Raw genomic sequence first — 21,997 nt, forward strand, 5'->3', positions numbered from 1 at the left:
CGCGCCCGCTGGCCGCTCGACCAGGCTCAGGCGCCTGTCTATGGCTCGGGCAAGCTTGGCGCCAAGGCATGAGCCGCATCGGGGTTCTGGGAGCGGGCGCGTGGGGCACCGCGCTGGCGCATGTGGCGGAACGGGCAGGGCATGAGGTTCATGTCTGGTCGCGGTCCGCCCCAGATCTTGAACCGCTTGCTGGAATTGACGCGCTCATCCTGTCGGTCCCGGCACAGGCCGCCCGCGATGTTCTGACAGCCGTAAAGTCCGCGGTGTCCGTTGAACTTCCGCTGATCATCAGTTCCAAGGGCATCGAGCAGGCGACGGGCCTGTTCATGAATGAAGTCGTGGCGGACGTCTTGCCCAGCGCGAACCCCATGGTGATATCCGGTCCCTCCTTTGCGGCGGACGTCGAGAAGGGACTGCCGACGGCCGTGGTTCTGGCTGCTTCCCGACTGGAAGAAGCGCGGCATTGGGCGGAATCGCTATCCCTGCCGCAGTTCCGGATTTATGCCTCGGACGATGTGAAGGGTGTCGAGATCGGCGGCGCGCTCAAGAACGTGCTCGCCATCGCCTGCGGTATTTCCGATGGCCGCGGACTGGGCGACAGCGCCCGCGCCGCTCTCACCACGCGCGGCTTTGCCGAACTCACGCGCTTTGCCGCACGGCTCGGTGCCAGGCCCGAGACCCTGATGGGACTTTCGGGGCTGGGCGACCTGCTGCTCACCTGCTCGTCCCGCCAATCGCGCAACTATTCGTTCGGCCATGCGATCGGGCAGGGGAAATCCGTGGCCGATGCGCTTGCCGCCTCCAGGGGCGTGGTCGAAGGCGCCTTCACGGTGAAGGTCGCGCGTTCACTCGCCCGCAAGCATGGCGTCGACATGCCCATTGTGGATGCGGTCCACGCCATCGTTGACGAAAGCGCCTCGCCGGAGGATGAAATCGCCCGGCTTCTCTCCCGGCCCCTTGGACCAGAAATCAGATAGGACACGGCACATGCTTTTCGCATTGATCTGCACCGACAAACCCAACAGCCTCGACCTCCGCATGTCGACCAGGCCCGAGCACCTGAAGCACTTGGAGAGCCTCGGCACGGCACTTAAAGCCGCGGGCCCCTTCACCACCGACGAAGGCTCGCCCATCGGCAGCCTCGTCATCATCGAAGCCGCCGACCGCGCTCAGGCGAAAGCCATGGCCGATGCCGACCCCTACGCCAAGGCCGGTCTTTTTGCGTCCATCGAGATCAAGGCGTGGAAGTGGACGCTGAAGAATCCCGAGGCCGCCTGATGGCGAACTACTGGCTGTTCAAGTCCGAGCCCGAGGTCTGGTCGTGGGACCAGCAGAAAGCCAAGGGCGACGTTGGCGAGGAGTGGACTGGGGTCCGCAACTATCAGGCGCGAAATTTCATGCGGGCCATGAGGCTGGGCGACAAGGGCTTCTTCTATCATTCGAACGATGGCCGCGCCGTCGTGGGGATTGTGGAAGTGTGCAGGCTCATCCACAAGGACTCGACCGCCAAGGAAGATGCCTGGGAATGCGTCGACATCCGCGCCGTGAAGGACGTTCCGCGCCATGTGACGCTCGATGAGATCAAGGCCGACCCGAAGCTGAAGGACATGGTTCTGGTGAAGAACTCGCGCCTCTCGGTACAGCCGGTCTCCGAAGCCGAGTTCAAGCACATCTGCAAGCTGGGCGGCGTCAAGGCGTGAACCACATCGCCGACCGCGCAGCCTTCATCCGCGCCAACACGTCCGTCATGCCGCCGCCGCTCGTGCCGGAAGTGCTGTTGCATCTGGCGCACGAGGCTGTGCCGCTGTGGCAGAAGACGGAAGAGGAACTGGGCGAGATGGGACTGCCGCCGCCATTCTGGGCTTTTGCGTGGGCAGGAGGCCAGGCCCTGGCGCGCTATCTGCTGGATCACCCGGACATCGTGCGTGGAAAGTCCGTTGTCGATATCGCCTCGGGCTCGGGCCTCGTCGCAATCGCAGCCATGAAGGCGGGCGCAAGGAGCGTTCTCGCGGCTGATATCGACGGTTTCTCCGTGGTGGCGATGGAGATCAATGCCGGGCTCAATCAGATTTTCCCTCCCCCTTGTGGGGAGGGGCAGGGGTGGGGGTCCGCGAACTCCATTGCCAGCCACCCCCCACCCTCGATCCCTCCCCACGAGGGGGAGGGAGGCTTTTCGGTTACTTCAAATGATCTGCTGGCCCGATCCCCGCCTGCCGCCGAGGTGATTCTCGTCGGCGACCTGTTCTACGAGAAGGAACTCGCTGGCCGCTGCTTCGACTGGCTCCAGCAGGCCGAGGCTCAAGGCAGTGCCGTACTGATCGGCGATCCGGGCCGCAGCTACCTGCCGCGCGGCAAACTGGAAAAGCTTGCGGAATATGCCGTGCCGGTCACCCGCGATCTCGAAGACTCCGAGATCAAGCAATCTGCGGTTTGGCGCTTGATCCGGAATTGTTGAGCCACAAGGCAACCATCAGGATCGCCAGCGACAGCCACAACCACTGGTCATAGCCGCCGCCATAGAACATCGCGGCGAAGACCACGGCAGCCGGTGTCGACAGGTAAACCGCCTGAATGGTGTAGACCGCGCCCTTGTCGCGGATGAGCGTGAAGAAGGCGATTCGCTCGACGATCCACATGATGGTTGCCGCCAGCACGCTCCAGTAAGCGAGGAATGCCGGCACCTCGATCCCCCATGGCGGTTCGATGAACAGCAGGATTGGCACCATCAGAAGAGCCGACCAGATCGATTCGGATGCGCCGACGGAATAGATGTCGGTGCCGCGCGGCCAGTGCCGGGCGGCAAACCAGTTATAGAGCGTGTAGAGCATCGGGCTGGAAAAGGCCGCCAGCATCCACCATGAGAACTGCCCGGCAAGCGTCCCCTCGCGCGACAGCACCAGTATGGCGCTGGACAGGAAGCCTGCCCCGACTGCCATCAACCGGCGCGACGATGCGTTTTCCCGGCCCGTCAGCAGCGCAACCAGATAGTTGAAGAAAGGCGCCGTCGACATGATGAGGGCGAGTTCGGTCGTCGGAACATGGCGCGCATAGACGAGGCCCAGCCCGAACGGCACGTTCATCAGGACGGCGCAGCCCAGCCCGTAGAACATCACCTGGCGGCCCAGGTCGAGCCGCTTCGTGGAAACCAGCGCCACGATGGAGAGAGCCAGCCCCACGCCAAGGCCCGAATAGGCGATGACGTGACTGATCGGCACGTGGCTTTCAGCCATCGCCTTGTAGAGCGACGGTGAAAGGCCCCAGAACAGCCCCAGTGCGACGAAATACGTAAGGTGGCGGAGGCTGGTCATGGCGTTTCTTAGACAGGAGTCTCATTGCAGGCTATAGACTGTGCCGCCAAAAGGATCACCAATATCGGCATGTCTGGGAGGAATGCGCCTATGTCCGAGAAAGTCTATCCGGTTACGGCCTCGTGGAAGAAGAAAGCCCTGGTCGACGACGCGGGCTACAAGAAGATGTATGCCGAGTCGGTGAAGGATCCCGCCAAGTTCTGGGGCAAGCAGGCCAAGCGGCTGGACTGGTTCAAGATCCCCAAGAAGATCAAGAACACCACCTTCGAATATCCCAAGGTGTCAATCAAGTGGTATGAGGACGGCGTCCTCAACGTCTCCTATAATTGCATCGACCGCCACCTGAAGAAGCGTGGCGACCAGGTCGCCATCATCTGGGAAGGCGACGACCCGTACTATGACAAGAAGGTCACCTACAACGAGCTCTACGAGCACGTCTGCCGCTTTGCCAATGTGCTGAAGAAGAACGGCGTCAAGAAGGGCGACTGCGTCACCATCTACCTGCCGATGATCCCGGAAGCGGCCTATGCGATGCTGGCCTGCACGCGCATCGGTGCTGTTCACTCGATCGTCTTCGGCGGCTTCTCGCCGGACTCGCTTGCGAGCCGCATCAACGATGCCAACTCGAAGCTGATCATCACCGCTGATGAAGGCCTCCGCGGCGGCCGCAAGGTGCCCTTGAAGCAGAACACCGACGAAGCGCTGAAGCGCTGCGCCGGCAACGAGAAGGTTGTGGTTGTCCGCCGCACCGGCGGCAACGTGATGATGGCTCCGGGCCGCGACGTCTGGTACCACGAGGAAGCGGCGACCGTTCCCGCCGAATGCAAGCCCGAGAAGATGAAGGCGGAAGATCCTCTCTTCATCCTTTACACGTCGGGCTCGACCGGCAAGCCCAAGGGCGTGCTGCATACGACGGGAGGCTATCTCGTCTATGCCGCGATGACGCATCAATACGTTTTCGATTATCACGACGGCGACATCTACTGGTGCACGGCGGATGTGGGCTGGGTGACCGGCCACAGCTACATCGTCTATGGCCCGCTCGCCAATGGCGCGACCACGCTGATGTTCGAAGGCGTGCCGAACTATCCGTCGAACTCCCGCTTCTGGGAGGTGATCGACAAGCACAAGGTCAACATCTTCTATACCGCCCCCACCGCCATCCGCGCGCTGATGGGTGCCGGCGAAGCACCCGTCGCCAAGACGTCGCGCAAATCGCTGCGGCTCTTGGGTTCGGTCGGCGAGCCGATCAATCCGGAAGCCTGGGAATGGTACCACCGCGTCGTCGGCGACGAGCGTTGCCCCATCGTCGATACCTGGTGGCAGACCGAGACGGGCGGCATCCTCATCTCGCCGCTCCCCGGTGCGACCAGGCTGAAGCCCGGTTCGGCCACACGGCCCTTCTTCGGCTGCCAGCCGGCACTCGTGGACGACAAGGGCGAGATCCTCGAGGGCGCCACCTCCGGCAATCTCGTGATCCTCGACTCATGGCCGGGCCAGATGCGGACGGTGTTTGGCGATCACGACCGCTTCGTGCAGACCTACTTCTCGGCCTACAAGGGCATGTACTTCACGGGCGACGGCTGCCGCCGTGACAAGGACGGCTATTATTGGATCACCGGCCGCGTCGACGACGTCATCAACGTATCGGGCCATCGTCTCGGCACGGCGGAAGTGGAATCGGCCTTGGTTGCGCATCCGAAGGTATCCGAGGCGGCCGTTGTCGGCTACCCGCACGACATCAAGGGACAGGGCATTTATTGCTATGTGACGCTGATGGCGGGCGAGGAGGGTTCGGACGAACTCCGCAAGGACCTCGTGGCGCATGTGAGGAAGGAAATCGGTCCGCTTGCGAGCCCCGACAAGATCCAGTTCTCGCCCGGCCTCCCCAAGACGCGCTCCGGCAAGATCATGCGGAGAATCCTCCGCAAGATCGCCGAGGACGATTTCGGCGCGCTCGGCGATACCTCCACGCTGGCCGATCCGGCCGTGGTCGACGACCTGATCGAGCACCGCCAGAACAAGAAGGCCTGATCCTTCTTCTCGCTGTAAACTTAAGGGCAGGGTGCTCCGGCATCCTGCCCTGATTGTTTGTCAGAACCCTTCGAGCACCACCTTGCCGCGCGATGTGCCGCTCTCGATCAAGACATGGGCGCGGATGAGATTCGCGGCATTTATCGTGCCGAAGTTCTCCGCCAGCGTCGTCCTGATCTTCCCGGCGTCCACCATTTCGGACACGGCATTCAGCAGCCGGTGCTGTTCCTCGATGTCCGCCGTGCCATAGAGCGGGCGCGTAAACATCAACTCCCAATGCAGCGAAAGGCTTTTCCGCTTGAGCTTCATCACGTCGATCGGCGGCGGGTCATCGATGAGGCAGAAGCGGCCCTGCGGAGCGAGAAGTTCCACGATCGCTTCGAAGTGCTTGTCCGTCTGCGTGGTGGAGAACACCAGTGCCGGAGCTCCGATCCCCAGTGCTTGCACTTGGGTGTCGAGCGGCTGGCGGTGATCGACAACGTAATGCGCGCCCATCTCCTTCACCCAGCTTTGCGTTTCGGGCCGCGACGCCGAGGCGATGATGGCCACATTGGTAAGCTGCCGGAGGATCTGGATCGCAATCGAACCCACGCCGCCCGCTCCACCGACGATAACGATGGCGTTGGCGGCACCAGCCACGGGTTGCCGCACGTCCAGCCTGTCGAAGACGGCCTCCCACGCGGTGATGGATGTGAGGGGCAATGCGGCGGCTTCGGCAAAGGACAGTGACTTCGGCTTTCGCCCCACGATCCGCTCATCCACAAGATGGAATTCGCTGTTGGTCCCCGGCCGGTCGATCGAGCCCGCGTAGAAGACCTCTTCGCCGGTCTTGAACAAGGTGACTTCCGGCCCCACGGCATCGACCACGCCGGCGGCATCCCAGCCCACCACCTTGTATTCGCCATCGGGCGGCGCCACGCCCCGGCGCACCTTGGTGTCCACCGGATTGACCGACACGGCCTTGACCGCCACCCGGATGTCCCGGCCTTTTGGCACCGGTGCGGGCATCTCGAAGTCCTCGAGCGCGTTGCTGTCCGTCACCGGTCCCGCGCGCCTGTAGCCTACTGCCTTCATGTCGCAAACCCTCTGCTGAGATGGACGGCAATACTGGACCGCGCCACCCGGTCCGGCAAGCACTGCCACGATTTTGCCGGCTGCGGTCCCTATGGCTTGCACCCATGAGGAACGGGATTGCGCGATGAACCGGAGAGCATGGATTGCAGGTGCCCTGTCCACAGCCGTAACAGGCCCGGCGCTTGCGGGCTATGGCGGACGCGAACTCGTTGACTTCGAATCGCCGGAGCGCCCCGGCACGCTCATCGTGAACACCGGAGACCGCGCCCTCTGCCGCATTCTGGGTGACGGACTTGCCATGCGTTATGCCGTTGCGGTGGGCAAGGAAGGGCACGACTGGGCGGGGATTGCCGAAGTGGGCCGCAAGGTCGAATGGCCCACGTGGACACCGCCGCGCGACATGATTGCCCGCAAGCCGGAACTCGCCCGCTGGGCCGGCGGCATGCCCGGCGGACCGGACAACCCGCTGGGTGCCCGGGCACTTTATCTTTACGCAGACGGAAGGGACACTTTGTTCCGCATCCACGGTACCAACGAGCCGGACTCGATCGGCAATGCGGCCTCCTCGGGCTGCATCCGCATGCACAACGCGCACATCATCGGCCTCTACGACCAGACGCCGATCGGCACCAAGGTGATCGTTTTGTAGAATAACGTTGCTGTGACTTGCAGGATGGAACACTACTGAATAGAACTCTCCACGATTGCAGATTGTGGGGAAGTGAATCGTGAACAGGCGTGGTTTTCTATCGATGCTCGGTTTGGCGGCTATCGCAATACCGGTGGCTGCCGCTCCGGCTGAGGCTTTTTTCGACTGGGAAGAATACCGCAAGAACGGCAATCGCCGTCAGGGCGAGAAGTCGACCAGGAAAAAGGTGACCGGGTCCGGCACCACGCGCAAGAAGGTCGTGGCGAAGAAGAAGACGGGTCCTGCCTACAAGGGCCGCGAAATCGTGACGTTCCAGAGTTCCGAGAAGCCCGGCACGATCATCGTCAAGACCAATGAACGCGCCCTCTACCAGGTGATGCCGAACGGCAAGGCCAAGCGGTTTCTGGTGGCGGTAGGCAAGGATGGCTTTTCTTGGTCCGGCGTGGCGCGGATCGGCATGAAGAAGAAGAACCCGACCTGGACGCCGCCCGCCGAGATGATCAAGCGGACGCCGAAATACGCCAAGTGGAAGAACGGCATGCCGGGCGGCATTCCGGAAAATCCGCTGGGCGTGCGCGCGCTCTATCTCTTCGACAAGGGCGGAGACACCATGTACCGCATCCATGGCACCAATGCGCCGTCCTCTATCGGCACGGCGGCGTCTTCAGGCTGCATCCGCATGCTGAACAGGGAAGTGGTCGAACTCTTCAACAGCACCCCGGTGGGCGCCAAGGTGATCGTCCAGTAATCAGCCGCGCATCACCTCGCGCACCCATTGCACGATCTGGCCCGCCGGCATGGCACCCGACTGGCGGGCCACCTCGCGTCCGTTCCTGAACAGGATCATGGTGGGGATCGAGCGGATGCCGTGGGCCGCTGCTTCAGCCTGTGCGGCCTCCGTGTCGAGCTTGGCGAATCGTACTGCAGGTTCCAGCGCCTGCGCGGCCTTCTGAAACTCAGGGGCCATCATCTTGCACGGCCCGCACCATTCGGCCCAGAAGTCGACGACCACGGGGATCGAGTTTCGTGACAGGTGCTTGCCGAAAGCGCGGGCATCCACCGCCACCGGATGGCCGTCGAACAGGGCGGCCTGGCACTTGCCGCATTTGGCGGCCGCTGCGGGCTTTTCGTCCGGAACGCGGTTGACGGCGGAGCAGGCGGGGCAAACGATGTCGCTCATGGTGCAAATCCCTCGAAGATGACGCTCATTTGGGCATCTGGATGCATGTCAGCCATGATCTGCGTCAAGCCGCCCCATGCAGACCCGCCATTTGCCTTTCGACGTATTTGCGATACCGCGCCGCACAAGGTAGAAGTGCGAACCGGGAACGGGAAAGAACACATGGCAGAATCCAAGAACGCAGGGCGCCCGCTTTCGCCGCACCTGCAGATCTACCGCGGCGGCCTCACGATGATGATGTCGATCGTCCACCGCGCGACGGGCATTGCGCTCTATGCCGGAACGGTGCTTCTGGTCTGGTGGCTCAGCGCGGCGGCGACGTCGGATGAGTATTTTGATTTCGTGCAACGGGTCTTCGGCAGCTGGATCGGTCTTATCGTACTGTTCGGCTTCACCTGGTCGCTGGTGCACCACACGATTGGCGGCATCCGCCACATGATCTGGGACCTCGGGGCCGGCATGGATATTCCTTCGGTGGAACGGGGCGCGAAACTGACGCTCGCCGCCTCGATCATCATCACCGTCGTGCTGTGGATCATCGGGTTTGGAGTGATGTCATGATGCACAAGACTCCGCTTGGCCAGGTGCGCGGCCTGGGTTCCGCCAAGAGCGGCACCGAACACTGGTGGGTGCAGCGCATGACGGCGCTTGCAGGTATTCCGCTGGTCGTCTTTCTCGTGGTATTCATCATCGCGCACGTGGGAGCCTCGCGCGCCGAGATGGTCGCCAGCCTGCAGAACCCGCTTGTGGCGATTGCACTGGCGCTGACCTTCATCACCCAGCTCTGGCACATGCGGCTCGGCCTGCAGGTGGTGATCGAGGATTACATTCACTCGCCCACCAGCAAGTTTCTGGCCCTGCTGTTCAATACCGCTTTCACGGTAATCATGGGGGCAGCCGCCCTCTATGCAATTCTCAAGATGAGCTTCGGACTCTGATGGCTGTCGTCGAAACCAAGAAGAAGGCACCGAGGGTGTTCACCATCGGCGGACGATCCTACCCGGTGACCGACCACACCTATGACGTGGTGGTGGTGGGAGCCGGTGGTGCTGGCCTCCGCGCCACGCTCGGCGCATCGCAGGCCGGATTGAAGACCGCCTGCATCTCGAAAGTCTTCCCCACGCGCTCGCACACCGTCGCCGCACAAGGCGGCATCGCTGCGTCTCTCGCCAACATGGGCGCGGATGACTGGCGCTGGCACATGTATGACACGGTGAAGGGCGCCGACTGGCTGGGCGACCAGGACGCCATCGAATATCTCTGCCGCAACGCGCCGACCGCCGTCTACGAACTCGAGCATTTCGGCATGCCGTTTTCGCGCACCGAAGAGGGGAAGATCTACCAGCGCCCCTTCGGCGGCCACATGATGAACTTCGGTGACGGACCACCGGTGCAGCGGACCTGTGCCGCCGCCGACCGCACCGGCCATGCCATGCTGCACACGCTCTATGGCCAGTCGCTGCGCTATGCCGCCGAGTTCTTCATCGAATACTTCGCGCTCGATCTCATCATGGAGAATGGCGCCTGCCGTGGCGTCGTTGCCATGAACATGGAAGACGGTTCCATCCACCGTTTCCGCGCGCATGAAACGGTCCTCGCCACCGGCGGTTATGGCCGCGCCTATTTCTCGGCAACCTCCGCCCACACCTGCACGGGTGATGGAAATGCCATGGTGCTGCGTGCGGGGCTTCCCTGTCAGGACATGGAGTTCGTGCAGTTCCACCCGACCGGCATCTATGGCGCCGGCTGCCTCATCACCGAAGGTGCGCGCGGCGAGGGCGGCTACCTCACCAATTCGCAAGGCGAGCGCTTCATGGAGCGTTATGCGCCGTCCGCCAAGGACCTCGCCTCGCGCGACGTCGTCTCGCGCTCCTGCACCATCGAGATCCGCGAGGGCCGTGGCGTGGGCGAGCACAAGGACCACATTCACCTCCATCTCGAGCATCTCGATCCGAAGGTCCTGCACCTGCGGCTTCCGGGCATCTCCGAATCCGCAAAGATCTTCGCGGGCGTCGACGTGACGCGCGAGCCGATCCCGATCCTGCCGACGGTTCACTACAACATGGGCGGCATCCCCACGAACTATCACGGCGAGGTTCTGGCGGGAGATGCCGGCAATCCGGAGAAGACCGTACCGGGGCTGATGGCTGTGGGCGAGGCGGCCTGTGTCTCCGTACACGGAGCAAATCGCCTTGGCTCCAATTCTCTCATCGACCTCGTGGTCTTCGGCCGCGCCGCGGGCCTCCGCTGCATCGAACTGGTGAAGCCCAATTCGCCCCATGCGGACCTGCCGGCGGATGCCGGCGAGATGGCGGTTTCGCGCCTCGACCACTACCGCCATGCCTCGGGCGGAACGCCCACGGCTGAACTCCGCGCCCGCATGCAGAAGATCATGCAGGAGGACGCCGCCGTCTTCCGCACCGGCGAGACGCTGGCGCAAGGCGTCAAGCGCCTCTCGGAAGTGTGGAACAACATCGACGATATCCGCGTCACCGACCGTTCGCTGGTGTGGAACAGCGACCTCATCGAGACACTGGAATTCGAGAACCTCATCCTGCAGGCGGCAACCACCGTTGTCAGCGCCGAGGCCCGCCAGGAAAGCCGGGGCGCCCATGCCCGCGAGGACTACCCCAACCGCGACGACGTGAACTGGATGAAGCACTCCCTCGCCTGGGCCGACCGCGACAAGAAGTCAGTGTCATTGGGAACTCGCCCGGTCCACGACTTCACGATGTCGAACGACATCGACTACATCAAGCCCAAGGCACGCGTTTACTAGCGGAACCCATCATGTCTTTGGGCAATACGAAGTGCAACTACTGCGGAGAGAACAAAAAGCTAATTGATTCCCATTTGATTCCGAAGTGCATGTACTCAATGTTGGAAGATGGGCCGCTGGCGGTAGTAAATCTATCTGTGCCTCATCCACCAAAAAAATCCCACATTGGGATATACGATGATGGAATTCTCTGTGAAGATTGCGATGGCCTTCTTGGCGTCCTTGACCAGTACGTCTGTGAGCGATTCAAAAAGAACAAACTGAACGTTGTAACTGCCCAATTGGATGACGGGTGGGCAGTTGACGAGAGCGGGAATAGTCTCTGTTTTGAGTTGCCTGATATAGACCCCCAAAGACTGGTAAAATTTGTTCTCTCTGTATTGTGGAGAGCGCACCTGAGTTCTAGGCCGGAGGCGAAAGTGGTCAAGTTGGGGCCACACGCGGACAGAATTTTAGCTATCCTAAAGCAGGATGTATCAATTGAGAAACATCCTTACTCGGTGTACTTGGAATAAAATCCAGATTTAGATATGGTAATGCTTCAGGGATCATGGAAGCTGGGAGATGGAATAAACATTAATTCCTTCTTGTGCCAGCAGTTTAGCTTTCATTCAAAAATCGACCGAAGGCCTGATCCGTTTCCTTTTGGATTGATGCGATTATCGCCCGGCCGGAAAGTCTATGCAATCAACATCAGAAAGCTGAACAGTAAGTCTGGACGAAATCTGGCGCAAAGAATAAAGTCTTCTACCGAGCAGCATCCACGAGCGTGGAGCAAAATTTTCCGAGGTATCCAGTAATGGCCGAATTCACGTTACCGAAGAACTCCAAGATCCAGCAGGGCAAGGTGTGGCCGAAGCCGCAAGGCAAGAAGCTCCGCGACTTCAAGATCTACCGCTGGAACCCGGATGACGGGAAGAACCCGCAGATCGACACCTACACGCTCGACATGGACAAGTGCGGGCCGATGGTGCTGGACGCGCTCATCAAGATCAAGAACGAGCAGGACCCGACGCTGACCTTCCGGCGCTCGTGCCGTGAGGGCATCTGCGGTTCGTGCTCGATGAACATCGATGGCACCAACACGCTGGCCTGTCTAAAGTCCTGTGAAGACGTGAAGGGTGACGTCCGCATCTATCCGCTGCCGCACATGCCGGTGGTGAAGGACCTCGTGCCCGATCTCACGCGCTTCTATGCCCAGCACCGCTCGATCGAGCCGTGGCTCAAGACCACGACGCCCGAGCCGCAGACCGAGTGGAAGCAATCACCCGACGACCGCGCCAAGCTCGATGGACTCTATGAGTGCATTCTCTGCGCCTGCTGCTCGACGTCGTGCCCGTCCTATTGGTGGAACGGCGATCGTTATCTTGGCCCCGCAGCGCTGCTGCAAGCCTATCGCTGGCTGATCGATTCGCGGGACGAAGCCACTGGCGAGCGGCTCGACAATGTCGAGGACCCGTTCCGGCTCTACCGCTGCCACACGATCATGAATTGCACCAAGGCCTGCCCGAAGGGACTGTCTCCAGCCAAGGCCATCGCCGAGATCAAGAAGATGATGGTGGAACGCCGGGTCTAACCCAAGCGTCTGCCGTCATGACGACGACTTGGCCTCGCCGTCTTTCTTCTTGTCCGGCTCCTTCGGCGGAAGAAGTTCGAACAGCTCGGCGCTCTTTTCCTTGTTGGCGTCCTTGTAGGCCGTGACGCAAGCGTTGAAGGCCGTCTCCAGCCGCTTCGCCACGTCCGGCGACTTCAGCTTCGGCTTCATGTCCTTCTTGCTGAATCGAGGCGGGCGCTTCTTGGTTTCCAGCGCCATGTAGGTGGCGAATGACGCGATCGCCTTGTGGCGGTCGTCCTCGAAGACCGTGATCATGGTCTTGCTCTGGCAGGCGCAGATGTCCCACGGCACGGACGTCATCACCAGATTGCCCTTCGGCGTGGCGAAGACCGGCTTGTTGCGCTTCATCTCGTTGGCGCAGGCCATGAAGGCGGCCGTCTGGTTCTCCGGCATCTTCCGCGCCTTGGCATATTTCTGAAGCGCTTCCTCGTCGGAGCCGCAAGCTGCGAGCAGGACTCCAAGCCCAAGCAAAATAACGAATCGACGTGACTGGCGCGGCATCTTGGTCCCCACAACCCGGTTGCACTTCGTTTGGCATTACCGCAAACGGGTTTCAGCCAGGTTTTTGGTATCTGGACAATTGTGCGGAGTGGTCGTTCTCAAGGTGCAATCAGAAGCCTTGCAGCCATAAGTGAATTTGATGGCTTGCTTCCTTGGTTGAACTGGTGCCGCAGCGCAAAAACGATTATATCCTCACGCGATCCCACACAGCAAAGAGGCCCCGATGTCCCTCGACAGTTTCAAGTGCCGCAAGACCCTCAAGGTCGGCGCCAAGTCCTATGCCTATTACAGCCTCAAGGCCGCCGAGAAGAATGGCCTCAAGGGCATTTCCGGCCTTCCCTATTCCCTGAAGGTGCTGCTTGAGAACCTTCTTCGCAACGAGGATGGCCGCTCGGTGACGAAGACCGACATCGAGGGCTTCGTGGCCTGGCTCACCAACAAGGGCAAGGCCGATGCCGAGGTGGGCTTCCGCCCGGCGCGCGTGCTGATGCAGGACTTTACCGGTGTTCCCGCCGTGGTCGATCTCGCCGCCATGCGCGACGGCATGAAGCTTCTGAAGGGCGACCCGCAGAAGATCAACCCGCTGGTGCCCGTCGATCTCGTGATCGACCACTCCGTGGTGGTCGACAATTTCGGCAACGCAAAGGCCTTCGCCGCCAACGTAAAGCGCGAGTACGAGCAGAACGAGGAGCGCTACAAGTTCCTCAAGTGGGGGCAGGGCGCCTTCCAGGATTTCCGCGTCGTGCCGCCTGACACCGGCATCTGCCATCAGGTGAACCTCGAGTATCTGGCCCAGACCGTCTGGACCCGCACCCAGACCGTCACCAAGGGCAAGACGAAGACCAAGGTCGAAGTCGCTTATCCCGATACGCTTGTCGGGACCGACAGCCATACGACGATGGTGAATGGCCTTGGCGTGCTCGGCTGGGGCGTTGGCGGCATCGAGGCCGAGGCCGCCATGCTCGGGCAGCCGCAGTCGATGCTGCTGCCCGAGGTGATCGGCTTCAAGCTCAAGGGCAAGCTGCAGGAAGGTGTGACGGCGACCGACCTCGTGCTGCTCGTCACCCAGATGCTGCGCAAGAAGGGTGTGGTCAACAAGTTCGTCGAGTTCTTCGGACCGGGCCTGCCCGGCCTCACGCTGGCCGATCGCGCCACCATTGCCAACATGGCACCCGAATATGGCGCCACCTGCGGCTTCTTCCCTGTGGACAGCGTAACCCTCGACTATCTGAAATTCTCGGGCCGCAAGAACGACCGGATTGCGCTGGTCGAGAAATACACCAAGGCGCAGGGCCTGTTCCTGACCAAGACGTCACCGGACCCGGTATTCACCGACACGCTCGAACTCGATCTTGGTTCTGTCGTGCCGGCAATGGCCGGCCCCAACCGACCTGAAAAATTCGTGCCACTGCAGGACATCAAGCACGGTTTCCAGACGGCCCTCGATTCGCCCAAGGACAAGGCTGGCTTCGCCAAGCCCGGCGAGCAGGACAAGCGCGTCGCGGTCGAAGGCAAGAACTTCGACATCGGCCACGGCGACGTGGTGATCGCCGCCATCACGTCGTGCACCAACACGTCGAACCCGTCCGTGCTGATCGGCGCCGGGCTGCTGGCCCGCAAGGCGGCTGCCCTCGGCCTGCGCTCGAAGCCGTGGGTCAAGACTTCGTTCGCACCGGGCTCGCAGGTCGTCAGCGAATACATGAACAAGGCCGGATTGCAGAAGGATCTCGACAAGATCGGCTTCTATCTCGTGGGCTATGGCTGCACGACCTGCATCGGTAACTCAGGGCCCCTCGACCCGGCGATTTCAAAGGCCATCAATGACAACGGCATCGTCGCCTCGGCGGTGATCTCGGGCAACCGCAACTTCGAGGGCCGCGTCTCGCCCGACGTGCAGGCCGCCTATCTGGCCTCGCCGCCGCTCGTCGTCGCCTATGCGCTGGCCGGTTCGACGCAGATCGACCTGACGACCGAGCCGCTCGGCACCGACAAGAAGGGCAAGCCCGTCTATCTCAAGGATGTCTGGCCCACCAACAAGGAGATCGAGACCTTCATCCGCAAGAACATCACGGCGAAGATGTTCAAGACGCGCTACGCCGATGTCTTCAAGGGCGACAAGTACTGGCGCGCCGTGAAGTCGGGCGCGGGCGAGACCTATGCCTGGGACCAGAACAGCACCTATGTGCAGAACCCGCCCTATTTTCAGGGCATGACCATGCAGCCAAAGCCTGTGGCCGACATCAAGGATGCCAGCATCCTCGGTCTCTTCGGCGACAAGATCACCACCGACCACATTTCTCCGGCGGGTTCCATCAAGGCGGCATCGCCCGCCGGCCGCTACCTGACGCAGAATGGTGTGAAGCCGATGGACTTCAACCAGTACGGCACGCGGCGCGGCAATCACGAGGTGATGATGCGCGGCACCTTCGCCAACATCCGCATCAAGAACCACATGGTGAAGGACGAGGCCGGCAACGTGAAGGAAGGCGGCCTCACGCTGCACTACCCCGACGTCACCGAAATGCCGATCTATGATGCCGCCATGATGTATGCGGTGGAGAAGAAACCCCTCGTGGTGTTTGCCGGTGTCGAATATGGCAACGGCTCGTCGCGTGACTGGGCAGCCAAGGGCACCAACCTCTTGGGCGTGCGTGCCGTGATCGCCCAGAGCTTCGAGCGCATCCACCGCTCGAACCTCGTGGGCATGGGCGTCGTGCCGCTGCAGTTCCAGGAAGGCCAGAGCTGGCAGACACTGGGGCTTCGCGGCGACGAGACGGTCAGCATCAAGGGCCTGGGCGATGGCCTCAAGCCGCGTGAAACCCTGACCGTCGAGATCACCCGCGCCGACGGCAGCAAGGCATCCTTCCCCGTGCTCTGCCGCATCGATACGCTGGACGAGATTGAATATTACAAGAACGGCGGCATCCTGCATTATGTGCTGAGGAACATGGCGCGGGCGGCCTGAGGCCTCCCAACGCATTCGTGATTGCAGTCAAACGGCTCGTGAGTGGTACTCACGGGCCTTTTGCGTCATATACGATGCATGAAAAAGTTGCAGACCATGACCCGCCGCGATTGCCTGGCCCTTGGGGCTGGCGGTCTTGCGGCATGCGTGGCACGGCCCGCCCTCGCGGCGGCGCCTGTCGATGTGGTGGTGGAATTGTTCAGCAGCCAGGGCTGCTCTTCCTGCCCGCCGGCCGATCGTATCCTGGGCGAGATCCGCACAAGGCCGGGCGTATTGGCGCTGACCTTTCATGTCGACTACTGGGATTATCTCGGCTGGAAGGATACGCTGGCCAGCGCCGACTTTTCTCAGCGCCAGTATGACTATGCCAAGGCGCGGGGCGACATGGATGTCTATACCCCGCAGATGGTCGTGAACGGACAGAAACCCCTCGTTGGAAGCCAGCGGTCGGAAGTCTTCGCCGTGCTGGACCAGTCGCGCCAGACGCACTGGCCGATTGAACTCTCGATGAGCGATGGCGCAAAGGAACTCGCCATCGAGATCGGCGCGGGCGAGGGCCCGCAGGACGCAACGCTCTGGGTCATGCCCATCACCGATCGCATTTCGGTGAAGATCGGGAAGGGCGAAATGGCCGGGCGCGAAATCACCTACAACAATGTCGTGCGCAGATTGATCCCTGCCGGCATGTGGAATGGCAAGGCAAGCCGGTTGACGCTCCCGAAGGATGGCCTGATGACATCCGATGCGACAGCCTGCGTGGCGCTTCTTCAGCAGGGTAAGGTAGGTCCCATACTGGCGTGTGCCTCATGGGGCAGCATGGCGAGTTGAACGAAACGGAACCGGAGGGAGCATCCCTCCGGCTCCGAGTTTGGCGTCACGGCTTCAGATTGCCGATCAGGCGGCGCGCATCATCAACTCGCCGATGACCGCGGCATAGTCGTTCGCCGGCAAGGACGGCTTGATCGTATCGGAAAGCAGACCCCTGAACACAGGCTCCGGCATGGCCTTCTGCAGTTTTGCGAGAAGCTCCACGCGCTCGCCGTGATTGAGGGCAGGGGCCATCAGCGCCATGTAGGCAGCCATCTTCTGCGGCGGAATGGCCGAGACGATTCGATGTTCGATCTCTCGCAGTTCGTCGTCGCTGAACCTGTCCTGGAGGACGGCCAGCAACGCGGTTTCCTCCTCGTTCATGTGCTCGATGTCATGGGCGGCAAAGATCGCATAGCGGCGGTAGAGCGCGCGGCCCGCAGACTCGCGGCCCGCCTTGGTGGCCGTTTCGACGGCGCGGATTAGCGATTCAAGTTCCGCAAAACTCCGCTCGTGATCCTCATGGTCCTCCGCCGCATGGGCGGAGGCGCCCGGTGCACGTTCTTCGAGTGCCGCGTGGATCTCGCGGTTCTCACCTTCGAGGTGACCCGCGGCAAGCGCCAGAAGACCGCGCAGGTCAGCCAGCATCGTCTCCGTCTGCATCTGGTTCATGTAGTCGTTCGAACCCAGCGCCGCGAGCATCCGGCAGTGGCCGAGGCGCAAGGCCTTGTGGATTGCATGGTAGAAATTGTGCCGGGATTCGTCAGGTACAATCGATTGTATATTCGTCATGGGATGAGCTCCAATCTCGTTGTTGAGTGAGATGGACCTAGCGCCGCCATCTCAAAAATGTAGTGATTTGAATCACAGACTATAGGTATTGAAACAATAATTTCAGAGTTGCGAAACGCTTTTTCCTGCCGGTCAGGCAGCCTCCAGAAGCCCCAGGCCCTTCAGCACGGCGCGGCTCTCTTCCGGAGACAGCACCGGCTTCACACCCGTTTCGATGAGAGTGTCAAAGACCATGCCGTCCATGGCGCTTCTCAGGCGCGAGAGGATGACGATGCGTTCCTGGTGATTGAGCGCGGGCATCATCAGGCACATGCAGTCCAGCAGAGTCTCTACAGGCAGCGATGCCAGCATTCGCACCTCGCTGGCGCTCAGTTCCTCGTCGGTGAAGAGGTCATGAAGGGTGGAGAGAAGCTCCGTCTCCTCGGAATTCATGTGTTCCATGTCGGCTGCGGCAAACAACGCGAAACAGCGGTAGAGCGCATGGCCCGCGATGTTGCGGCGCGCCGGCGTTGCGACATTCACCGAGCGGACAAGCGATTCGAGTTCGGCCAGCGCATGGCGATGACCTGCCGGATCGTGGTTCCAGACGGGGGCGGATGAAGGGCGGCGCGCATCCAGCCCCATGCCGATCTCGCGGCTTTCAGCGTCGAGATGAGCGCGGCTGAGCGCGATGAGGCTTTGCAACCTCTTCATCAGATCGCGCGTTCCGGCGTCATGGGAAAAGTCATGCGCGCCCAGATCGGCCAGCAATCGGCAGTGCCCGAGACGAAGCGCCTTGTGGATATGAAAATAGGGGTTATGGCGGCATTCGTTCGGCAGGCACTTGGTCAGCCTGGGGTAGGACAATTGGACTTTCCTCTCTCAACGCGAGAGAGGCGTTAACCGATCGCAGGGGCAGGCGATGTGATGGCCGTCACAGTTTGAAGGGCCTGCGTCCGAGCGCCTCAGTCGAGGCGGGTTTCCCAGCGCTGCGACAGACGGACCGCGCCGCCGCTGATGACGTCAGCCTGGCCGGTGTAGGTGCCCTTCGCCCAGCCGCCGGCCGGGCGCTTCTTTCCGGAGAACAGCATGTACTGAGCCTTGGACCGGTCGAGCTTCGCCTCGTTGGACGCCGCGAACCCTCCGGGCCCGCTGATGCTGATCCGGACGATGTCGCCCGCTTCCAGATTGATGGCCCAGACATAGGCCACCATGGCAGGCCAGTTATCCGCCGGGCTCCTGTCCGGCAGGGAACCGTCCTCGAGCGCCGGCAGTTCGATGGCGCCCGGCGCGAAGCCCGACCTGAGGATGGAGCCGCGCACATAATCCAGTTCCTGAAGCGCATCCGCCGACCACAGCGGATTGTCGAGGCCGCCGCACTGAGTGGCACTGCTGGTGCTGCGGAAGGGGTCCACGGTCTTTCCATCCTTGCGGACGGTCAGGTGAACATGCGGAAACGCCGCCATGCCGGAATAGCCCACGGTTCCCAGCTTCTGGCCCTGTGCAACGCGGTCCCCGGCCTTCACCGCCAGCGAGCCCTCCCGCATGTGGCAATACTGGGTCTCCCAGCCGCCCTCATGCGTGATGACCGCGCCATTGCCGCATTCGACATTGGCAATTGCCTTGCGGTCGGCATCGCTCCGCACCAGGCGGTCGTCCATCCCGTCCCGCACGGCCTTGACTGTTCCGGGTGCCGCAGCCACCACATCGGCCGATGCGGCCGTGTCGCGGATGCGGATATCTGTTCCGTCATGGCCCTCATAGGTCTGGGCCCCGCAGGCATAGTCCTGGACGGCGGGAGAGGGGTCGTGATCGGCATATTGCTGGACCCAGCAGGTCTGCCCGAGCGTGCAGTCGATGGGCAGGCCGAGCGTGAGGTTCTCTGCCCGGGCCGCAGGCGCGATGAGAAGGGCCGCCAGCAAGAGTGTTGCGGCAGCCCTCGCGCCCATCGTCAGGCCGCCTTCTTGATCAGGCCGCGGTTGATCAGGCTTTCGGCGATCTGCACCGCATTCAGCGCCGCGCCCTTCCGCAGGTTGTCCGACACTACCCAGAGATTGATGCCGTTCTCCAGGGTCGAGTCCTCGCGGATGCGCGAGATGAAAGTGGCAAAGTCGCCGACGCATTCGACGGGTGTGACGTAGCCGCCGTCCTCGCGCTTGTCGATCACCATGCAGCCCGGCGCCTCGCGCAGGATCTCGCGGGCCTCCTCGGCCGAGATCGGCTGCTCGAACTCGATGTTGACGGCTTCCGAATGGCCCACGAAGACCGGAACGCGCACGCAGGTCGCGGTGAGCTTGATCTTGGGATCGAGGATCTTCTTGGTCTCGACCAGCATCTTCCACTCTTCCTTCGTGTCACCCGAATCCATGAACACGTCGATATGGGGGATGACGTTGAAAGCAATCTGCTTGGTGAACTTCTTGGGTTCGGGGCTATCCGTAACGAAGATGCCCTTTGTCTGGTTCCACAGTTCGTCAAGGCCTTCCTTGCCCGCGCCCGACACCGACTGGTAGGTGGAGACGACGACGCGCTTGATACGGGCCACGTCATGCAGCGGCTTCAGCACCACGACAAGCTGCGCCGTGGAGCAGTTGGGATTGGCGATGATGTTGCGGCGATTGTTCCGCGCCATGTACTCGGTCAGCACATGCGCGTTCACTTCCGGAACGATCAGAGGCACTTCTTGATCGTAACGCCAGCATGAGGAATTGTCGATCACGATGCAGCCCATCGCGCCGATCTTCGGCGACCATTCCTTCGACACGGAAGACCCGGCCGACATCAGGCAGAAATCCACCTTCGAGAAATCGAACTGCTCGAGGTCCTGGCACTTCAGCGTGCGGTCGCCGAAGGAGACTTCCACGCCCATCGACCTCCGCGAGGCGATGGCGTGGATCTCGTCCACCGGAAACTGGCGTTCTTCGAGGATCGAGAGCATTTCGCGGCCCACGTTGCCCGTGGCACCGACGACTGCAACCTTGTAACCCATGGTTCTTCTCCTAGAGCCGTCCAACCCGTCCCCCGCGAGCCATCAGGGCTCCGCTTTCGGGCAAAAGGGATTTCAGCCTTCCACCCCCGCGGGGGAAGGCCGGGGAGAAGGCGTTACACTGTTTTGGTGGTTTTCGTGTGTTTCACAGACGCGGCGAGGCCGGTGCGAACCGCTGTCGCGGCGCATTTCAGATCGAAGCTGGCAAAAATCCGGCTCATGTCCTGCCTGTCTGTAACGGAGCGGGTTCTAGCACGGGGGGCCGTCAAGTCAACCCGCGACGAAAAGGGGTTGGCAGCGGGCCATCTCTCGGCTATCTACCCCCCGCGATCCACACAGGGCACGCCTTGTACTGCGGAGAGGTGGCAGAGTGGTCGATCGCGCCGCACTCGAAATGCGGAGTACGTGCAAACGTACCGGGGGTTCGAATCCCTCCCTCTCCGCCACTTGCCCTCTCGAAAGCGTTCTCCCCATCCGGCTGCGGCCGGATTTTATCGTTGTTTTCGAGGGTTATGCGGGAGGGGCCGTTCACTGGCACCGGTGCCAGGAGGGCCGGAAGCGTTCTCTCAGCGACGATATTCTCCGGACCTGTTGACTGCATGGATTTGGTGAAAAGGCCGTAAGATGTTGGTTTCTATCCGTTTTTTCGGAAGTCGAAAATTCACTTCGATGGCAGTCTTGTTCGACGAAATGGAGCTGAAATCGGAACCCGTCGTGGCAACTGCAAACGTGTGTACCGCCCCCGGATTCTGAGACACCCGATTGCGATTATGCGGCCAGCGGCATCGTGTCCATCTGGTCGCGTCGGAACTGGGCTGGGGAGCGATGGCCGTGGCGCTCGATGAGCCAGCTTTCGTTGTAGGTCCGCCGGAAGTCGATGAGGGCGAGGCGGAGTTCCTCGACGGTCCGGAATGTCCTGACCCAGAGCAGGTTCTCCTTCAGCGTCCGGATGAAGCGCTCGGCGCAGCCGTTGCCCTCGGGGGCGCGGACGAAGGCCGGCGACGAGGTGGCGCCGAGCCAGGCGATCTCCTTCTGGAAGTCGCGCGACATGTACTGGCTGCCGTGGTCGTGGCGGATGGCGAGACCCTGGGCAGCGTCCCTTTCGACCCCGCCGAAGTGTTCGGTGACGCCCTGGCGGACTGGCTCGAGCGCCTCGTGGCGGGTGCCGTGCAGGGCGGCATGGATCCCGACGCATGTCGCCGAACAGTGGTCGACGGCGACGAACACCGCGACCTGTCCATCCTCGACGGTGAGGGCCGCGGTCATGTCGGTTCCCCACATCGCGTCGATGGCGTCCGGGATGATCGTGCCGTCGTGGTTGCGCGGGC

23 protein-coding genes and 1 tRNA gene are annotated in these 21,997 nt (G+C 61.8%); 15 read left to right on the forward strand and 9 right to left on the reverse strand.

The annotated features are described in order from the left end of the window. Positions 1-68: 68 nt before the first annotated feature. From ACEW8Q_RS05730 to ACEW8Q_RS05745, 4 genes are read left to right on the forward strand one after another with little or no spacing between them, the layout of a single operon-like run. Positions 69-977 (forward strand): NAD(P)H-dependent glycerol-3-phosphate dehydrogenase, encoded by a 909-nt coding sequence (locus ACEW8Q_RS05730; protein ID WP_373503118.1) that lies wholly within the window; start codon positions 69-71, stop codon positions 975-977. A 10-nt stretch (positions 978-987) separates the two neighbouring features. Continuing rightward, positions 988-1,278: a YciI-like protein gene (locus ACEW8Q_RS05735; RefSeq protein ID WP_373503097.1), complete on the forward strand. Its 291-nt coding sequence runs from the start codon at positions 988-990 to the stop codon at positions 1,276-1,278. After that, positions 1,278-1,700: an EVE domain-containing protein gene (locus ACEW8Q_RS05740; RefSeq protein ID WP_373503098.1), complete on the forward strand. Its 423-nt coding sequence runs from the start codon at positions 1,278-1,280 to the stop codon at positions 1,698-1,700. The genes ACEW8Q_RS05735 and ACEW8Q_RS05740 overlap by 1 nt, the downstream gene beginning before the upstream one ends. 47 nt (positions 1,701-1,747) lie before the next feature. Beyond that, complete coding sequence (locus ACEW8Q_RS05745; protein ID WP_373503119.1) at positions 1,748-2,455, forward strand: methyltransferase; 708 nt, start codon at positions 1,748-1,750, stop codon at positions 2,453-2,455. On the opposite strand, the gene ACEW8Q_RS05750 is transcribed toward ACEW8Q_RS05745, so the two are convergent. Further along, entirely contained in the window at positions 2,415-3,308 is an 894-nt protein-coding gene (locus tag ACEW8Q_RS05750; RefSeq protein ID WP_373503099.1) for a DMT family transporter, read from the reverse strand. The two genes, ACEW8Q_RS05745 and ACEW8Q_RS05750, sit on opposite strands and share 41 nt — an antisense overlap. Positions 3,309-3,398: 90 nt before the next feature. Here ACEW8Q_RS05750 and acs point away from each other — a divergent pair, with 90 nt between their 5' ends. Then, on the forward strand, positions 3,399-5,342 hold the full coding sequence (gene acs / locus ACEW8Q_RS05755) for an acetate--CoA ligase (protein WP_373503100.1): 1,944 nt from the start codon (positions 3,399-3,401) through the stop codon (positions 5,340-5,342). A 60-nt stretch (positions 5,343-5,402) separates the two neighbouring features. On the opposite strand, the gene ACEW8Q_RS05760 is transcribed toward acs, so the two are convergent. Then, positions 5,403-6,416 carry a zinc-binding alcohol dehydrogenase family protein gene (locus tag ACEW8Q_RS05760; protein WP_373503101.1) on the reverse strand — a complete coding sequence of 338 codons (1,014 nt, stop codon included), beginning with the start codon at positions 6,414-6,416 and terminating at the stop codon, positions 5,403-5,405. A 124-nt stretch (positions 6,417-6,540) separates the two neighbouring features. Between ACEW8Q_RS05760 and ACEW8Q_RS05765 the strand changes: the two genes are divergently transcribed. Beyond that, a complete protein-coding gene (locus tag ACEW8Q_RS05765) occupies positions 6,541-7,065 on the forward strand; it encodes a L,D-transpeptidase (RefSeq protein WP_373503102.1) in 525 nt (174 codons plus the stop codon). A 79-nt stretch (positions 7,066-7,144) separates the two neighbouring features. After that, complete coding sequence (locus ACEW8Q_RS05770; protein ID WP_373503103.1) at positions 7,145-7,813, forward strand: L,D-transpeptidase; 669 nt, start codon at positions 7,145-7,147, stop codon at positions 7,811-7,813. On the opposite strand, the gene trxC is transcribed toward ACEW8Q_RS05770, so the two are convergent. Next, entirely contained in the window at positions 7,814-8,245 is a 432-nt protein-coding gene (gene trxC / locus ACEW8Q_RS05775) for a thioredoxin TrxC (RefSeq protein ID WP_373503104.1), read from the reverse strand. Between the two features lie 162 nt (positions 8,246-8,407). Between trxC and sdhC the strand changes: the two genes are divergently transcribed. From sdhC to ACEW8Q_RS05800, 5 genes are all read left to right on the forward strand, one after another. Beyond that, the gene (gene sdhC / locus ACEW8Q_RS05780; RefSeq protein WP_373503105.1) at positions 8,408-8,806 is read left to right on the forward strand and encodes a succinate dehydrogenase, cytochrome b556 subunit; all 399 of its coding nucleotides are present in this window, start codon (positions 8,408-8,410) and stop codon (positions 8,804-8,806) included. Continuing rightward, entirely contained in the window at positions 8,803-9,183 is a 381-nt protein-coding gene (gene sdhD, locus ACEW8Q_RS05785; RefSeq protein ID WP_373503106.1) for a succinate dehydrogenase, hydrophobic membrane anchor protein, read from the forward strand. The genes sdhC and sdhD overlap by 4 nt, the downstream gene beginning before the upstream one ends. Next, positions 9,183-11,024, forward strand: coding sequence for a succinate dehydrogenase flavoprotein subunit (sdhA, locus tag ACEW8Q_RS05790; protein ID WP_373503107.1), 1,842 nt, complete (start codon positions 9,183-9,185; stop codon positions 11,022-11,024). Before sdhD ends, sdhA begins: the two co-directional genes overlap by 1 nt. Positions 11,025-11,035: 11 nt before the next feature. Then, entirely contained in the window at positions 11,036-11,539 is a 504-nt protein-coding gene (locus ACEW8Q_RS05795) for a hypothetical protein (RefSeq protein WP_373503108.1), read from the forward strand. Between the two features lie 284 nt (positions 11,540-11,823). After that, positions 11,824-12,600 carry a succinate dehydrogenase iron-sulfur subunit gene (locus ACEW8Q_RS05800; protein WP_373503109.1) on the forward strand — a complete coding sequence of 259 codons (777 nt, stop codon included), beginning with the start codon at positions 11,824-11,826 and terminating at the stop codon, positions 12,598-12,600. 15 nt (positions 12,601-12,615) lie between these two features. Here the strand turns inward: ACEW8Q_RS05800 and ACEW8Q_RS05805 are convergent, their stop codons facing one another. After that, complete coding sequence (locus tag ACEW8Q_RS05805) at positions 12,616-13,140, reverse strand: hypothetical protein (RefSeq protein WP_373503110.1); 525 nt, start codon at positions 13,138-13,140, stop codon at positions 12,616-12,618. Between the two features lie 223 nt (positions 13,141-13,363). On the opposite strand from ACEW8Q_RS05805, the gene acnA reads away from it, so the two are divergent. Together acnA and ACEW8Q_RS05815 are read left to right on the forward strand one after the other, a co-directional pair. Further along, positions 13,364-16,105: an aconitate hydratase AcnA gene (gene acnA / locus ACEW8Q_RS05810; protein ID WP_373503111.1), complete on the forward strand. Its 2,742-nt coding sequence runs from the start codon at positions 13,364-13,366 to the stop codon at positions 16,103-16,105. Positions 16,106-16,201: 96 nt separating this feature from the next. Then, positions 16,202-16,933: a DUF1223 domain-containing protein gene (locus tag ACEW8Q_RS05815; protein ID WP_373503112.1), complete on the forward strand. Its 732-nt coding sequence runs from the start codon at positions 16,202-16,204 to the stop codon at positions 16,931-16,933. Between the two features lie 66 nt (positions 16,934-16,999). On the opposite strand, the gene ACEW8Q_RS05820 is transcribed toward ACEW8Q_RS05815, so the two are convergent. The 4 genes from ACEW8Q_RS05820 to ACEW8Q_RS05835 all read right to left on the reverse strand — a co-directional run bounded on the left by ACEW8Q_RS05820 (position 17,000) and on the right by ACEW8Q_RS05835 (position 20,672). After that, positions 17,000-17,704: a hypothetical protein gene (locus tag ACEW8Q_RS05820; protein WP_373503113.1), complete on the reverse strand. Its 705-nt coding sequence runs from the start codon at positions 17,702-17,704 to the stop codon at positions 17,000-17,002. A 132-nt stretch (positions 17,705-17,836) separates the two neighbouring features. Then, positions 17,837-18,550, reverse strand: a complete 714-nt coding sequence (locus tag ACEW8Q_RS05825) for a hypothetical protein (RefSeq protein ID WP_373503114.1) — start codon at positions 18,548-18,550, stop codon at positions 17,837-17,839. Between the two features lie 98 nt (positions 18,551-18,648). Beyond that, the gene (locus ACEW8Q_RS05830; protein WP_373503115.1) at positions 18,649-19,632 is read right to left on the reverse strand and encodes a M23 family metallopeptidase; all 984 of its coding nucleotides are present in this window, start codon (positions 19,630-19,632) and stop codon (positions 18,649-18,651) included. 2 nt (positions 19,633-19,634) lie between these two features. Next, complete coding sequence (locus ACEW8Q_RS05835) at positions 19,635-20,672, reverse strand: aspartate-semialdehyde dehydrogenase (protein WP_373503116.1); 1,038 nt, start codon at positions 20,670-20,672, stop codon at positions 19,635-19,637. Between the two features lie 353 nt (positions 20,673-21,025). Between ACEW8Q_RS05835 and ACEW8Q_RS05840 the strand changes: the two genes are divergently transcribed. Next, a tRNA-Ser gene (locus ACEW8Q_RS05840) sits at positions 21,026-21,115 on the forward strand. 322 nt (positions 21,116-21,437) lie between these two features. Here the strand turns inward: ACEW8Q_RS05840 and ACEW8Q_RS05845 are convergent. After that, a partial coding sequence (locus tag ACEW8Q_RS05845; protein ID WP_373503117.1) for a transposase occupies positions 21,438-21,997 on the reverse strand: 560 nt, incomplete at its 5' end.

Source organism: Aestuariivirga sp., assembly GCF_041738905.1.
Classification (GTDB): Bacteria; Pseudomonadota; Alphaproteobacteria; order Rhizobiales; family Aestuariivirgaceae; genus Aestuariivirga.

Bases quoted from the DNA above. Each gene is read 5' to 3' on its own strand.
- ACEW8Q_RS05745 (WP_373503119.1), top strand. From the start codon at position 1,748: ATGCCGCCGCCGCTCGTGCCGGAAGTGCTGTTGCATCTGGCGCACGAG.
- ACEW8Q_RS05735 (WP_373503097.1), top strand. From the start codon at position 988: ATGCTTTTCGCATTGATCTGCACCGACAAACCCAACAGCCTCGACCTC.
- ACEW8Q_RS05800 (WP_373503109.1), top strand. From the start codon at position 11,824: ATGGCCGAATTCACGTTACCGAAGAACTCCAAGATCCAGCAGGGCAAG.
- ACEW8Q_RS05760 (WP_373503101.1), bottom strand. From the start codon at position 6,416: ATGAAGGCAGTAGGCTACAGGCGCGCGGGACCGGTGACGGACAGCAAC.
- ACEW8Q_RS05795 (WP_373503108.1), top strand. From the start codon at position 11,036: ATGTCTTTGGGCAATACGAAGTGCAACTACTGCGGAGAGAACAAAAAG.
- sdhA (WP_373503107.1), top strand. From the start codon at position 9,183: ATGGCTGTCGTCGAAACCAAGAAGAAGGCACCGAGGGTGTTCACCATC.
- ACEW8Q_RS05815 (WP_373503112.1), top strand. From the start codon at position 16,202: ATGACCCGCCGCGATTGCCTGGCCCTTGGGGCTGGCGGTCTTGCGGCA.
- ACEW8Q_RS05820 (WP_373503113.1), bottom strand. From the start codon at position 17,704: ATGACGAATATACAATCGATTGTACCTGACGAATCCCGGCACAATTTC.
- acnA (WP_373503111.1), top strand. From the start codon at position 13,364: ATGTCCCTCGACAGTTTCAAGTGCCGCAAGACCCTCAAGGTCGGCGCC.
- ACEW8Q_RS05830 (WP_373503115.1), bottom strand. From the start codon at position 19,632: ATGGGCGCGAGGGCTGCCGCAACACTCTTGCTGGCGGCCCTTCTCATC.
- sdhC (WP_373503105.1), top strand. From the start codon at position 8,408: ATGGCAGAATCCAAGAACGCAGGGCGCCCGCTTTCGCCGCACCTGCAG.
- ACEW8Q_RS05835 (WP_373503116.1), bottom strand. From the start codon at position 20,672: ATGGGTTACAAGGTTGCAGTCGTCGGTGCCACGGGCAACGTGGGCCGC.
- ACEW8Q_RS05740 (WP_373503098.1), top strand. From the start codon at position 1,278: ATGGCGAACTACTGGCTGTTCAAGTCCGAGCCCGAGGTCTGGTCGTGG.
- sdhD (WP_373503106.1), top strand. From the start codon at position 8,803: ATGATGCACAAGACTCCGCTTGGCCAGGTGCGCGGCCTGGGTTCCGCC.
- ACEW8Q_RS05765 (WP_373503102.1), top strand. From the start codon at position 6,541: ATGAACCGGAGAGCATGGATTGCAGGTGCCCTGTCCACAGCCGTAACA.
- ACEW8Q_RS05730 (WP_373503118.1), top strand. From the start codon at position 69: ATGAGCCGCATCGGGGTTCTGGGAGCGGGCGCGTGGGGCACCGCGCTG.
- ACEW8Q_RS05805 (WP_373503110.1), bottom strand. From the start codon at position 13,140: ATGCCGCGCCAGTCACGTCGATTCGTTATTTTGCTTGGGCTTGGAGTC.
- ACEW8Q_RS05750 (WP_373503099.1), bottom strand. From the start codon at position 3,308: ATGACCAGCCTCCGCCACCTTACGTATTTCGTCGCACTGGGGCTGTTC.
- trxC (WP_373503104.1), bottom strand. From the start codon at position 8,245: ATGAGCGACATCGTTTGCCCCGCCTGCTCCGCCGTCAACCGCGTTCCG.
- acs (WP_373503100.1), top strand. From the start codon at position 3,399: ATGTCCGAGAAAGTCTATCCGGTTACGGCCTCGTGGAAGAAGAAAGCC.